Origin of the sequence: Microcoleus sp. CAWBG58 (genome assembly GCF_020883045.1) — a bacterium.
Taxonomy (GTDB): Bacteria; Cyanobacteriota; Cyanobacteriia; order Cyanobacteriales; family Microcoleaceae; genus Microcoleus.
Genome location: NZ_JAHRFA010000039.1, coordinates 1 through 13023 on the forward strand (window position 1 = coordinate 1; position 13023 = coordinate 13023).

Below are 13023 nucleotides of genomic sequence, written 5' to 3' on the forward strand. Positions count from 1 at the left end.
ATCTAGGTATTCTCCCGAGCTGATAAATTTTTGTCGGATTAGGTAGTTAGCGTAGTTGAAAAGATTCTTAGAAAGAAAGCACAAATTATCTAGCTGCTTGTATAGCCAGTGGTTTCGATCGATAATTTGCTTGGAAACGAGCTGCATTGTTTTGCCCTGATTTTGACTATACTATACTATACATGGCTATTAATGGCTATAAAGTCAATGAAGTTTTACAATACCCTGATTTAAAATTAACCGCTATCTTAGTTAAACTCGCGATCGGTCTCGATTGTAGCTAACTTTCTCCGCTTCACAATCCCCTCAAACAGACTGAATTAATACCTAACTGTTGTCCCCCCAAGGGATTGGGGATAGGAGGAATGTTTGCAGGACTCAGACAGCAGGCGGTTTGACAGTTGACAGTTGACAGTTTGTAGGGGCGGTGCGCCGGTGCCCGCCCTCTTGGGAAGAAGTCCGAGGATTGGAGTAATGAATAGTCTGATTTTAATTTATCCGACTCCGGCGGGCGGGCTTTCAACCAATTTTTTAGGGTAATACTTTTGAGTTATAGCAGTTCGATCGCGCATATTTGCGGATGGTTGGGGCGATCGGCAATCGAAAAAAGGGTAATTGGGAAAAAGGTAATTGACAATCATAAAAAAGTTTGCGGTTTAAAAGCTTAGAAACCCATCACTAATTACTCATTACCAATTACCCCTGACCAATTACCATTGCCCTAAGCGTGCCTCATCTATCTGAGAAAGGCTATAGTTGTTCGTACCAATCTCAGATTGAGTGCGGGAATATGTTGCCTATTTCGCGGTTTTAACTTCTAATACGCCACCGCCGCCGCTGGTGGGGCTAAAAGTTACTTGGAAATCAGCAGTTTTTTGAGCGCCTGCTGCGGCACCGGCGGTCGCTTGTAAAACGGGCAGAGGAGTTTCTTTGAGGAAATCTTTAGCTGCTTTATTTGTTGGCTCGAACTGTACGATATCTCCGTTTTGTTTCACTTTGACTCGATAGGTCAAACTTTCGGTAAATGTCGGAGTTGTCTTCCAATTTTCGTCAATTCGTGCATACAACTGATTGCCGATCGCATCAAGTTCGGCTTTGTCCGAAATCACGGAAGTGGCACTGGTTGCTGCTGTGGGTGCGGCGGCAGGGCTTTCAGCAGCTATGGATGCAGGACTTGCAGCAGCACTTGGTGCAGGACTGGCTGCAATCGGTGCAGGACTTGCAGCAGCACTTGGTGCAGAACTGGCAATGGATGTAGGACTTGCAGCAGCACTTGGTGCAGGACTCGCTGCGATCGGTGCAGGGCTGGCTGCGATCGGTGCAGGGCTGGCTGCGATTGGTGCAGGGCTAGCTGCAATCGGTGCAGGGCTGGGAGGAGAACTGATAACCGCCGTCGAAGTGGTTGCCGGTGCAGTTTGTGCTAGCTTGGCTTGCTTGAGCTGGCTGGAAACACCAGATGTATTGACAGCAGCTAAAGTTGCCATTGTTAGCAACCACGAGACTGCCAGGACAGCACCTTTGATTGGCGAAGCTTCTGGGGGTTGTGCAGCGTGAGGTACAAAGGATACCGGTGGCATGGGCTTGTCAGCGGTAGCCCCAGGCTTTTTGCTAGCGGGTAATGGCAGGACGACGGGTGCCATTTCTGACTCCGTTGTGTCCTCTTCGTGGTGGGCGTAGCGAGAGAACAGGAATTCTAAAGCAAAGTTGCGGAGTTCGTAATATTTCGGATCTTCCATAATCCGCGTGCGGTTGCGGGGACGGCTGAAGGGAATGTGCACATCTTCGCCTATTGATGCAGCAGGGCCGTTGGTCATCATCACGATGCGATCGGCTAAAAACAAAGCTTCATCAATATCGTGAGTAATCATGACGATCGTAATTTTGTACTCGCGCCAGATTTTCAGCAATTCTTCCTGCAACTCTTCCCTGGTAATCGGGTCTAGTGCTCCGAAGGGTTCGTCCAAAATCAGCAGTTTGGGACGAGTTGCCAGGGCTCGGGCGATCGCCACCCGCTGTTTCATACCGCCCGACAACTGGCCCGGTCTTTTGTTGCAAGCTTCTGTCAGCCCCACTAATTCCAGGTTATCTTTGACGATCTTATCGTGTTCCTCTGCGGACTTATCCCCGTAAACAGTTTCAACACCGAGGTGGATGTTTTCAGTAGCAGTCAGCCACGGTAGCAGCGAGTAGTTTTGAAACACCACCATGCGATCGGGGCCCGGTTCAGTAATCCGCGCACCTTCGAGAGCAACTTCTCCGCTTGTCGGCCCGTTAAATCCCGCAATCATGTTCAGCAAAGTTGATTTGCCGCAGCCAGAGTGACCGATCAAACAAATAAATTCGCCTTCATTAATCGTCAGGTTCACACCGTCGAGAATCACGAAAGGTTTTTCTGGTTCTTTCAGGTTTGGGTAGACTTTTGATACATCTTTAATAGTCAAAAAGCCGGGTTTCTTGCTTTGAATCTTCGTTGCCGGGGGCGCCTTGATAGTTTGCATATTTTCAGGATTTGGTTGGGGGTTTGCGGGATTAGACATGAGAATTTAGGATTAAGGGTTAGTAAGAGAGGTAATTAGGAAGCGGGAAATGTGGAGTTTTGTTTCCTGATTCCTTACTCTTCACTCCCTCTTCCTATTTGGTGATTATGCTGGCTGTCTGATGGAACACTGACTGCCTATTTGTTCAATTAAGATTTCTTCAATCCGAAGATCGCGCTTGATTTTGACGTTCTGAAGATAGTCGATCGGGTCGTCTAGATTAAAGACAGTGCCGTCAAATAGTTCGATCGTCCGGCGAGCTCTAGCAATATCCGGCAAACCCAACTCGCGCACTGCTTGACCGAACACATCGGGCCGCAAAACTCGATCGACCACTTCCACCCAGTTTTTCGGGAACGGAATCAATCCCCAGCGGGCCATCTGCGCCATCACCCACAACATTTCTAGGCGGTCTGGACAATTGGTTTTGTCAACATAGAACTGGTTGAAATTGTAGAGCATTTCGGGTTGTGCCTCCGTACCGGAGTTGTACGGGTCGATGAAACCCGGACGGATGTCTTTTGGATCGGCACCGATGTATTGTTCTTGGCAAATCAATTCTAGGATTTCTTCGCGGTTGCGGCGATCGTCGCAGTATTCGCAGGCTTCCAAAAGCGCTTTGACGAGGGCGACGTGGGTTTTAGGATATTTCTGTGCCCAATCTTCGCTAACGCCGAGAACTTTTTCGATGTGTCCGGGCAAAATATCGAGGGAACGGGCGATGGCAAAACCCATGCCTTCGTTGACTGCTTTCGAGTTCCAAGGATCGCCGGCACAATAGCCCTGAATGTTGCCTGCTTTTAAATTCGATACCATCTGCGGGGGCGGAATCATGGTCAAGGCCACATCCCGATCGGGGTCAATGCCACCGGCAGCCAGCCAGTAGCGGAACAGCAGATTGTGCATGGAGGCGGAGTGTACCATGGCCAAGGTTTGTACCTTGTCGGGGGTCTTGGCGATCGCAGCTTTGAAATCCTTTAATGTCCGAATGCCTTCGTCGTAAAGGTGTTTCCCGAAAATAATCGAGTTGCCGTTGCGGGACAGGGTTAAGGCGCTGTTGACGGGAACAGGGGCTTCGCCATCCATACCTAACAGCATGGCGATCGGCATTCCTGCGACCATTTGCGCCGCGTCCAGCCGTCCTTGGCCGATACCTTTAGCAATTTCTTTCCAGCTAGGTTCGCGCACGAGGGTGACTTCTTCTAAGCCGTGGGCTTTGAAGAATCCTTTCTCTTTGGCTACTACTAAGGGCGCGCAGTCGGTGAGGGGAATAAAGCCGATGTCGAGGTTGACTTTTTCCAAGCCGTTGCGGGCGATCACCACGGATGGGGCTTGTTGTTTTGCCCGGCGCTGTTTCACCCGCTTTTGCTGGTTGAGGAAGTAAACCATTTCGTTTCGCAGCGCGTAGTAACTCGGATGGTTGACCACTTCCATGCGCTTGCGGGGGCGGGGAATATCCACTTCCAGAATTTGTCCGATTTGCGCTTCTGGGCCGTTGGTGAGCATTACAATGCGATCGCTCAGCAACAAAGCCTCATCCACGTCGTGAGTTACCATCACGCTGGTGACTTTGCTTTCCTCACAAATGTTCATCAACTGGTCTTGCAAACCGCCGCGAGTTAAAGCATCGAGGGCGCCGAAGGGTTCGTCTAGCAGCAGCAATTTCGGGCGGATAGCGAGGGCACGGGCGATCGCAACTCTTTGTTTCATCCCCCCCGAAATTTCGCCGGGACGTTTGTTGGCTGCCGCCCCCAGTCCCACCAATTTAATATGGTATTCGATTACCAACTCGCGGTCTGCTTGAGAGTTACCGCTGTAAATTTCATCGACTGCTAGGGCAATATTTTCGCGAACAGTCAGCCAAGGTAGCAGCGAGTAATTTTGAAATACCACCATTCTATCCGGGCCTGGATCGCGGACTTCCCGCCCTTCTAAAGTAATCCCGCCCTGACTTGCTGTGTCCAGTCCGGCGATGATATTTAACAGTGTAGATTTACCGCAACCGGAGTGTCCGATTAAGGTGATAAATTCTCCCTTTTTGATTTTAAGTTCGATATTTTTGAGAGCGATGTATTGCTCGCCATTTGGCAAGTTAAATACGCGATCTACGTGGTCTACTTCAATAAGGATTGACATGATTTTTTCGGTTAATTTGTATTTTGTAGATGCTGATTATTTTAATTGGGCATTGGCCAAACAGGGCATTGGCCAAACAGGGCATTGGCCAAACAGGGCATTGGGCATGAATTTACAATTAACTTTCAGTATTTTGTAGTTGGGAATCATTACGTATTAGCAATTCCCGATTCCCGATGCCATATGCCCCATTCCCCATTCCCCATTCCCCATTCCCCAATTCTATTTTTGTTCTTCAGGAACAACTTTAGAAGCGACGAAACCAACGAGTCTGTCTAAAATCAAACCGACAATTCCTACATAAAGCACTGCCAGAATCACGGCGCTGAGTCGAGAACTGTTATAAGCGTCCCAGATGAAGAAGCCGATGCCGACACCGCCGACTAACATTTCCGCAGCCACAATCGCCAGCCAAGACAAACCGATACCAATTCTCAACCCTGTGAAGATGTAAGGAACCGAAGACGGTAGCAAGATTTTCCAGAAGTATTTTTGGTTGGGGAGGCGCAAGACTCGGGCGACGTTTCTGTAATCTTGAGGTATTTGTTGAACGCCTACTGTGGTGTTAATCAGAATCGGCCAGATTGCTGTAATCAAGATTACAAAAAGCGCTGAAACTTCGTTAGCTTTCATCCCCAAGCCATCAAAGGGATTGAACTGTTGAAATACGGCCAACGAAATCGGCAACCAAGCTAGAGGGGGGATAGTTCTGAATACTTGAAACAGCGGGTCTAAAGCATCGTACATTAAAGAGTTTGTGCCGACCAATATTCCTAAGCTAATGCCCAGAATTGCTGCTAGAGTAAAGCCGATCGCCACCCGCTGCAAGCTAGCCGCCAGTTGCCAGAATAAACCTTTGTCGGTGCCGCCGTTGTCGAAGAACGGATTAATAATCAGATTCCAGCTTTCTTGAACAGCTCTGATCGGGCCTGGTAAGGCGGATGCGGAGTCGTGGCAGAGGATTTGCCAAACTATTAGCAAAACTGCGATCGCAACTAACGGTCGGATAATTTTTCTGCGATTTTTTTGAATCTGATCCAGAAAGGAATTCAACGGATTTTTGCTCTTAGAAACAGAGAGATTGGTTGCCATTTGTCTGTTTGCAGTATAGTGAATAATCGATTATTTGTAGATACTTTGAATTGGGAACCCTGTCGGCTGTGGTGGGTTGAGTTGCGAAACCCAACGCCACTAAGTTTTATGATTTGTCAACTGTCAACTAAGAGGGCGGGCACGGGGACACCACCCCTACCAACTGTCAACTGTGCGCTAATTAGGCTTTCTTGATAGCCAGACCCTTCAGATATTCTTCAGGTTTTTCCGGATCGAACTTCACGCCGTCAAAGAAGGTTTCGACACCGCGAGAAGTGGTTGCAGGAATTTGGGCTGCAGGAACGCCAAGTGCCGTCGCTGCTGCTTTCCAAATATCCTCGCGGTTAACTTTATCAACCGTGGCTTTGATGTCGGTAGTTGCCGGCATATAACCCCAGCGAATATTTTCTGCGATGAACCAAGCATCGTGGCTCTTGTAGGGATAGGAAGCATTGTCAGCCCAGAATTTCATTGCTACTAAACTAGCTGCTTCCTTGCGATCTGTACCGTAGTCAATTTCTCCTTTCATCCGACCGATAATATCTGCCACTGGTACTTTCAACCACTTATCAGCAGAGATGATTGTACACATCTCTTCTTTGTTTTCTGGCTTGTCGCACCACTGCTGGGCTTCGAGTACGGCCATTGTGATTGCTTTAGTAGCTTTAGGATTTTTCTCAACCCAATCTGCTCTTAAAGTTAAGGCTTTTTCTGGGTGGTCTTTCCAAAGTTCTCCGGTTACTAAAGCGGTGTATCCTACCTTTTGAGTAACGAGCTGGGCATTCCAAGGTTCGCCGACGCAAAATGCTTCCATGCTGCCGGATTTCATGTTGGCTACCATTTGAGGTGGCGGTACGGGAATAACAGAAACTTCTGTATTCGGATCGATGCCGCCGGCTGCTAACCAATAGCGCATCCACAAGTCGTGGGTGCCGCCGGGAAATGTGATGGCAACTTTTTGATTGGCGAGGGCTGCTTTGAGTGGCTTGCTGTCTGTACCTACTTTTAAATCTAGGTATTTTTTGCTGAGGGAGATGGCTTGACCGTTAGTATTTAACCGCGCCACAATGTTCATCGGCACAGGCTGGTTGCCTTTGGTAATTGTGCCTAAGGTCATCTGGTAAGGCATGGGGGAGAGGATGTGGGCTCCGTCAATGCCGCCTTTTTCAGAACCGAGTTCTAGGTTGTCGCGAGTAACTGGCCAAGATGCTTGTTTGAGGATTTGTACGTCTTTCATGCCGTACTTGGCAAATAAGCCTTTTTCTTGGGCGATGATTAAGGGCGCTGAGTCGGTGAGGGCGATGAATCCGAGTTTGGCGGTGGTAACTTCGGGGGCGTCGGCGGGGTTGATGTTGGCTGCTGGGGTGGCGCTGGGTGAGGCACCGGTGGGTGAGGCGCTAGTAGTGCTGGAGCCGGAACTGCAACCGTGGGCGAGGAGGGTGCCTGCTGCTGTTGCTCCGGCGGTGATGATGAATTTTCTTCTAGAAAGGTTGCTCATTTGTCTTGAATTGTTGGTGTACTTTTAGATACTCGAAATGTGAGATGCCTGATGTGAGATTGGTTCACGACCTTCGCAATGACAGAATTTCGATCGCAAGGAGAGAATATCATTCGCAATGACATAATTCTGTTCGCAATGAGATAATTCTTTGGGTCTCTCGAATCTCACATTGTGATGTTAGGCGTCGATCGAGATTTTGCCGATCGCCCGCGCGCTACAAGCTAAGATGAACCCTGGTTCTAAGTCGGAGGCTGCGTCGGGTTTGCTGTCGTAGACGGTTTTACCTTCTAGGAGTTGCTGCTTGCAAGTGCCGCAGGTTCCAGAACGACAACTGCTGTCGAGTTCGATTCCGGCGCGTTCGGCAACGTCGAGAATGAATTCGTCTTCGCTGCAAGCCACTTCTTTGCCCGATCGAGCGAAAATGACAGTAGATGTCTGAGGTTTCGCCATCAGAACTGTTTCGTCTCTCTCAACCGTCAGTTGCAGTTGCCGGTTCAGGGAAGCGACATCACCTTGAGATTGATTGGGAACAGCCCCAAACTTATCAATTAATATTTGGTGCAGTACGGGTTTCAAATCTTCGCAAGGAATGCTTTTTTGGACGCAAGTACCCAAATGAGCATCTTTGCCAACTGTTCCTCCCATGTAGATGTCCACACCTTCGAGGGTTTTGCCGTTCTTGCGAACTTTTGTGCCCATCAAGCCGATGTCGGCTACCTGGGGTTGAGCGCAGGAATTGGGGCAACCAGTCCAGTGAATTCTGACCGGTTTGGGAACGGAGAGTTCGGCTTCCAGCTCCCGAATCATTGCCACGGAGCGGGCTTTGGTTTCGATGAGGGCGAAGTTGCAAAACTTTGAGCCGGTGCAGGAAACCAAGGCGCGTGTTAGGGGTGCGGGGTCGATCGAAAAACGCTGCAACAGCGGTTCTTTGACTAGGGATTCGAGCCGCGAGTCGGGAACGTTGGGAACAATTACGTTTTCTTCGACGGTGAGCCTGAGTTCGCTGCTGCCGTAAACCTCAGCGATTCTGGCCAAATCGTACAAATCTGCTGCTTGCAGCCGTCCGACGGGAACGTGCAACCCTACATAGTTGAGCCCTGATTGTTTTTGCGCGTAGATGCCGATGTGGTCGCGTTTGTCCCAGATGATTTCATCTTTGGCTGCGGCGGGGGGCAAAGTGCGACCTACTTGTTGTTCGACTTCGGCGCGGAATTGTTCGATGCCGAGTTCGTCAATCAACCACATCAACCGCGATTTTTGGCGGTTTGCTCTCGGGCCTCGATCGCGAAACACAGTTAAAATTGCTCTGCACAAATCTACAACGTCGCTGGGACTTGCCCAGACGTTGAGGGGAATTGCAGCTTCGCAGCGTTTGGCGGAGAAGAAGCCGCCGACTAAAACGTTAAAGCCGATGTTGCCGTCAGAGTAAGCGGGTACGAAGGCGATGTCGTTGATTTCGGCGTGGACTGAGTTATCGCGGCAACCTGCGATCGCAATATTAAACTTTCTTGGCAGATTGGAAAACTCTGGGTTTCCTTCGCCGCTGTTGGTAATCATGTCTTGGACTTGGTTCGCCAATTCCCACGTATCTATCAGTTCGCCGGCATCCAAACCCGCGACTGGGGAACCCGTAATGTTACGTACATTGTCCATTCCAGACTGAATGCTGGTCATCCCCGCTGCTTTGAGACGGCGGAAGATATCGGGCACATCTTCGATCCGAATTCCGCGCAGTTGTAGGTTTTGTCTGGTGGTGATGTCAGCGCTGCCGTCGGAGCCGTAGCGTTGTAATATGTCTCCTAACGTTCTAGTTTGATTGCTGGTAATGACGCCGTTGGGCAAGCGCAGGCGCATCATGAATTTGCCCGGAGTTACTGGCCGAAAGAAGATGCCGAGCCATTTGAGGCGGTGCTCGCGATCGATTTCGTCCATTGCTTCCCAGCCGATTTGGGCGAAGTGGTCTAGTTCGGCTTTGACTGCTAAGCCATCTTTTTCGGCTTTGAGTTTTTCAAACTTGTTCAAGCTGGCTTTGGGTTCTACTGTTTGGGTCATCGATTTACCCTCGCTGCTGGTTTATTCCCTGAGATATTGACTTGGAGCATAAAATGTGTTTCCTGCTAACCTTAATGAGCTTGTGGATTTAAAACTGTATATTTAGTTACTCGATCTAATTTCTTTTAAGCATGGTTGGTCTTGTGTATGCCTGAGCTTGATTAGGCGCTGTCTCGAATTCAGCCAAACTATATATGGTTATAGTTGTTACCGATGGCTCGATCGCTGTGTTCCGATGCACCTTTGTTATGAACTAATGTAAAGCGCGCGACAGTAAATATTCGTAGCTATTTTTACAAAATGTTTACTTTTATGAACTTTTTGCATCATCGCAATGCGTTTTATACATGGGAGATGGGTAAAGACACCCGCAGATCCCAAAAAGCTTTATAAATCTTTAGATTTTGGAGGAGAGTGGAGGCAATGGGTAGTTCTCAGATAATATTGTGACGGCGATCGCTGATTTAAGATGCCACTCGTCACAAAATAAGCTCCGTGGCGATCGCACAGTTAGCCTCAAAACATCACGTTCTCTGCTATGCCAGCGTCACTCTTAATTTTTGGAGAACGAGAGATGATACTTGTATCGAATGAGAGGGAACGTTTCATGTTTTTGGTTCAACTTATCCCCGGCGCTATTTCCGAAATACTTGCCTCTGTTACCGATACGGGCAGTTTGACAGTAGCCGATCGCTACGGTTTGATGGCCGCTGTTTTAGATGACTCTCTCCCCGAGGAAGACATACATTCGATCAACCGCCTGCTGCGATCTGTGATCAAGGGAAAAGTCAAAATTGTCAACGATCTCTCGGCGATAGGTTAAGAGTCGGGAAAAACTCGATCGATTTATGCACCGCTTCAAGTGCAGAAACTACCGCCCGAGTTAGAATAAACCGGCGATGCCTGCTGTGATATATTGCAGGAATTTGCTTGACTGTTGTTAAAACGTGCGTAGGCGACAGCGATCGCCTCTGGATCTCAGTCGATTTTAGATTTTAGATTTACTTTGCACTGACGCGCGAGTGGTGAGAAACCGGGTTTTTTACGAAAATCCTTGGTTCTAACCCGGAGATTAGGCAAAAAACCCGGTTTCTTTGGTATTGATGCGTAAGTCCTCCTTTCAATGTTTCCCAACACTTCATGGGTAGCAAGGGTTGAGAGAAATGATAGAATTTTGGGCGATCGGCATTTGAGGACTTTGAGGACTGAAGTCCTCACTACAAACGTAATTATAATTATTAAACAGGGCGGAAGATAAGAGATAAGTTATGCAAATAATCAATCAAACAATCGAAATCCTCACAGAATCAGGCATCAGCATTTACAACATCACGCCCCAAATTGTCCAGCTTCTGGACGCAAGTGCAGTAAAAAATGGACAAGTCCTTGTATTTTCCCGACACACCACGACAGCTTTAGCAATCAATGAAAACGAAGAAAGATTGCTAGCCGATATTAAAGTATACCTGCAAAAATTAGCGCCCCCAGACGACAAATACCTGCACAACGACTTGCATTTAAGAATAGTTCCGCCCGACGAACCGATCAACGCGCACTCTCACCTGATGGCCATGACACTCAGTACCAGCGAAGTCATTCCAGTTGTTGAAGGTAAATTGGCACTGGGGACTTGGCAATCAGTTTTATTTTTCGACTTAGACGGGCCGCGAAACAGAAGTGTAAGTATTCAAATTATGGGCGAATAAGTTGTTGTGTATTGTTGTTTATTTAAATTGCTGCATATTGCGATCGCCGATCGCAAATCTTCAAACCGTCTCTCCATCGCACCCTCTGCCATCTCCCCCTCGCACACCACAGACAATCTAGATACAGTACAGCAAAGAATTGGTTGAAAGCCCCAAGCCTTTGAGGGAGAAATTAAAATCAGATTATTCATTACTCCAATCCTTGGACTTAAGGGTAGAGGTTGCTTTCCAACTGTCAACTGTCAACTGTTGAAGGTATTGGTTGGTTTTTTGGACAAATCTCAGTGATATTACGTAATTGCTGACAAAATCTTTACTAAAACTTTAATAAAACATACTGAAATGTGTGATTTACTAAAAATCAAAATAGTCGATCGACAAAATTGATACTTTAATACACATTCCTCAGGGAGTTTTTTATGAATTCCATTACAAAAAACAACTTTCGCTGGACTTACTCGGTGGCTGTCTTCCTTGCGATTATTGGATTACAGCAACCAAAGGCTACAGCAGCAACCCTATCTAACGGCTGGAATTATGCGATCGACTCTTTCAACGATGGGGTGACAGGCGATCAAATCGGTGGCGGCGAATTTGAATTTTATGGCATCGCAGTCAAAGAAACATCAGATACAGCTTTTATCGCCATCAACTCCAATCTCAGTTTAGCAGGATATGCTGACCCGCTAGCTCAAAGAGGCAACATCAACTACGGCGATTTGTTCTTCAATTTTTCCGGTCAAAACTTCAATACAGCTAACGCAAACCGCAGCTTGTTTGCAGTGCGCTTTGCCGCCGGCAATGACTCAGGCGTCGCGACAACAGGCGTTTACAGCAATGTTACAGCGAAAAGCGTCACCCAAATTAATTCTGGATTTACCAATTTAACTCAATACAACGATCGCGTTCGATCGGCTGGTGGAACGCCGTCTACGGGAGATTTAGCTGCGAATGACCCCTATTTTCAACAAACAGGAAACTGGACAGTTCTCAACTCAATTGATTCGGGTACAAAAGTAGGAGAAATCTCTGCTTTAACTTCAGCAACTTTGAGCGCCATGGGTTTGGATTTCTCGCAGTTTAATGCAGTAGGTTCTCAAACCATCGGATTCAGTTTCAATAAATCTGCTATGCCTTCTGGCAGTTATGTTGCTAATTTGTTTGCGGAATGCGCTAATGATGCGATCGGCATTAAAGGAGAATTTGAGGCCGTACCCGAACCTTCTACTTGGTTCGGTACTTTAGCCGGATTGAGCTTTTTGGCTATGGGTGCGGCGAAACGCAAAATCAAGCGCAAGGTTGCTTGAGGCGATCGCAGCATTCTGGCGAACTGGCTCTCTGGCCCATTCGACTATAACATTTACGGTATGTAGTTGCGCTTGGGCGCTATGCGTTTATATGAAAGAGCGCGGCATGACTGATTGACGGTATGAATTATAGCGGTTATCAAAAAGATGAGGTATGTTGTTGGGATGCGAGCCCTATACGTCTAAGCGGTTATACCAGCTCTCAGACGTACCTCATCTTTTTGAGAAAGGCTATAAGTTCAACCCAAAAGCTCAACGAGTAAGGTATGTAGTTGCGCTTGAGCGCTCTTTGGCTTGGTATATGAAAGAGCGCGGCGTGGCTGATTGACGGTATGAATTAAGTTCTACCCAAAAGCTCAACGACTAAGGTATGTAGTTGCGCTTCAGCGCTCTTTGGCTTGGTATATGAAAGAGCGCGGCGTGGCTGATTGACGGTATGAATTAAGTTCTACCCAAAAGCTCAACTACATACCTATTGTGTTTTTCTCGATCGTAAAAAAAGTAAATTCATACTCAAGTTTAGCAACGCCAAGAGCGCTGAAGCGCAACTACATACCTCAATGCCAAGAGCGCTGAAGCGCAACTACATACCTCAATGCTAAGAGCGCTGAAGCGCAACTACATACCTCAATGCTAAGAGCGCTGAAGCGCAACTACATACCTCAATGCTAAGAGCGCTGAAGCGCAACTAC

12 protein-coding genes and 1 pseudogene are annotated in these 13023 nt (G+C 47.8%); 5 read left to right on the top strand and 8 right to left on the bottom strand.

Going from position 1 to position 13023, the window contains the following annotated elements; all coding sequences use genetic code 11:
- Nucleotides 1-295: 295 nt before the first annotated feature.
- Nucleotides 296-523, bottom strand: a complete 228-nt coding sequence (locus QZ918_RS18205) for a hypothetical protein (protein WP_293337371.1) — start codon at nucleotides 521-523, stop codon at nucleotides 296-298.
- Nucleotides 524-545: 22 nt separating this feature from the next.
- On the opposite strand from QZ918_RS18205, the gene QZ918_RS18210 reads away from it, so the two are divergent.
- Nucleotides 546-668 (top strand): hypothetical protein, encoded by a 123-nt coding sequence (locus QZ918_RS18210; protein WP_293337373.1) that lies wholly within the window; start codon nucleotides 546-548, stop codon nucleotides 666-668.
- Nucleotides 669-797: 129 nt separating this feature from the next.
- Here the strand turns inward: QZ918_RS18210 and QZ918_RS18215 are convergent, their stop codons facing one another.
- The 3 genes from QZ918_RS18215 to ntrB all read right to left on the bottom strand — a co-directional run bounded on the left by QZ918_RS18215 (nucleotide 798) and on the right by ntrB (nucleotide 5765).
- The gene (locus QZ918_RS18215; protein WP_293337375.1) at nucleotides 798-2537 is read right to left on the bottom strand and encodes an ABC transporter ATP-binding protein; all 1740 of its coding nucleotides are present in this window, start codon (nucleotides 2535-2537) and stop codon (nucleotides 798-800) included.
- A 105-nt stretch (nucleotides 2538-2642) separates the two neighbouring features.
- Entirely contained in the window at nucleotides 2643-4673 is a 2031-nt protein-coding gene (locus tag QZ918_RS18220; protein ID WP_293337377.1) for an ABC transporter ATP-binding/substrate-binding protein, read from the bottom strand.
- 222 nt (nucleotides 4674-4895) lie between these two features.
- Nucleotides 4896-5765, bottom strand: a complete 870-nt coding sequence (ntrB, locus tag QZ918_RS18225; protein WP_293337379.1) for a nitrate ABC transporter permease — start codon at nucleotides 5763-5765, stop codon at nucleotides 4896-4898.
- Nucleotides 5766-5783: 18 nt separating this feature from the next.
- Here ntrB and QZ918_RS18230 point away from each other — a divergent pair, with 18 nt between their 5' ends.
- The gene (locus tag QZ918_RS18230; RefSeq protein ID WP_293337381.1) at nucleotides 5784-5960 is read left to right on the top strand and encodes a hypothetical protein; all 177 of its coding nucleotides are present in this window, start codon (nucleotides 5784-5786) and stop codon (nucleotides 5958-5960) included.
- On the opposite strand, the gene QZ918_RS18235 is transcribed toward QZ918_RS18230, so the two are convergent.
- The 3 genes and pseudogenes from QZ918_RS18235 to QZ918_RS18240 all read right to left on the bottom strand — a co-directional run.
- Entirely contained in the window at nucleotides 5947-7263 is a 1317-nt protein-coding gene (locus tag QZ918_RS18235; RefSeq protein ID WP_293337383.1) for a CmpA/NrtA family ABC transporter substrate-binding protein, read from the bottom strand. The two genes, QZ918_RS18230 and QZ918_RS18235, sit on opposite strands and share 14 nt — an antisense overlap.
- A gap of 180 nt (nucleotides 7264-7443) precedes the next feature.
- On the bottom strand, nucleotides 7444-7716 hold the full coding sequence (locus QZ918_RS33130; protein ID WP_367275373.1) for a 2Fe-2S iron-sulfur cluster-binding protein: 273 nt from the start codon (nucleotides 7714-7716) through the stop codon (nucleotides 7444-7446).
- 72 nt (nucleotides 7717-7788) lie between these two features.
- Nucleotides 7789-9318: pseudogene (locus QZ918_RS18240) on the bottom strand (ferredoxin--nitrite reductase); the annotation flags it as partial.
- A 607-nt stretch (nucleotides 9319-9925) separates the two neighbouring features.
- On the opposite strand from QZ918_RS18240, the gene QZ918_RS18245 reads away from it, so the two are divergent.
- Nucleotides 9926-10141: a hypothetical protein gene (locus tag QZ918_RS18245; protein ID WP_293337441.1), complete on the top strand. Its 216-nt coding sequence runs from the start codon at nucleotides 9926-9928 to the stop codon at nucleotides 10139-10141.
- A 445-nt stretch (nucleotides 10142-10586) separates the two neighbouring features.
- Nucleotides 10587-11024, top strand: a complete 438-nt coding sequence (locus QZ918_RS18250; protein ID WP_293337387.1) for a secondary thiamine-phosphate synthase enzyme YjbQ — start codon at nucleotides 10587-10589, stop codon at nucleotides 11022-11024.
- On the opposite strand, the gene QZ918_RS18255 is transcribed toward QZ918_RS18250, so the two are convergent.
- Complete coding sequence (locus QZ918_RS18255; RefSeq protein WP_293337389.1) at nucleotides 11006-11215, bottom strand: hypothetical protein; 210 nt, start codon at nucleotides 11213-11215, stop codon at nucleotides 11006-11008. The two genes, QZ918_RS18250 and QZ918_RS18255, sit on opposite strands and share 19 nt — an antisense overlap.
- Nucleotides 11216-11443: 228 nt before the next feature.
- Here QZ918_RS18255 and QZ918_RS18260 point away from each other — a divergent pair, with 228 nt between their 5' ends.
- Nucleotides 11444-12331, top strand: a complete 888-nt coding sequence (locus tag QZ918_RS18260) for a PEP-CTERM sorting domain-containing protein (protein WP_293337391.1) — start codon at nucleotides 11444-11446, stop codon at nucleotides 12329-12331.
- Nucleotides 12332-13023 lie beyond the last annotated feature (692 nt).

Excerpts from the sequence above, each read along its gene's own strand:
- QZ918_RS18235 (WP_293337383.1), bottom strand. The coding sequence starts at position 7,263 with ATGAGCAACCTTTCTAGAAGAAAATTCATCATCACCGCCGGAGCAACA.
- QZ918_RS18220 (WP_293337377.1), bottom strand. The coding sequence starts at position 4,673 with ATGTCAATCCTTATTGAAGTAGACCACGTAGATCGCGTATTTAACTTG.
- ntrB (WP_293337379.1), bottom strand. The coding sequence starts at position 5,765 with ATGGCAACCAATCTCTCTGTTTCTAAGAGCAAAAATCCGTTGAATTCC.
- QZ918_RS18245 (WP_293337441.1), top strand. The coding sequence starts at position 9,926 with ATGTTTTTGGTTCAACTTATCCCCGGCGCTATTTCCGAAATACTTGCC.
- QZ918_RS33130 (WP_367275373.1), bottom strand. The coding sequence starts at position 7,716 with ATGGCGAAACCTCAGACATCTACTGTCATTTTCGCTCGATCGGGCAAA.
- QZ918_RS18255 (WP_293337389.1), bottom strand. The coding sequence starts at position 11,215 with ATGAATAATCTGATTTTAATTTCTCCCTCAAAGGCTTGGGGCTTTCAA.
- QZ918_RS18250 (WP_293337387.1), top strand. The coding sequence starts at position 10,587 with ATGCAAATAATCAATCAAACAATCGAAATCCTCACAGAATCAGGCATC.
- QZ918_RS18215 (WP_293337375.1), bottom strand. The coding sequence starts at position 2,537 with ATGTCTAATCCCGCAAACCCCCAACCAAATCCTGAAAATATGCAAACT.
- QZ918_RS18260 (WP_293337391.1), top strand. The coding sequence starts at position 11,444 with ATGAATTCCATTACAAAAAACAACTTTCGCTGGACTTACTCGGTGGCT.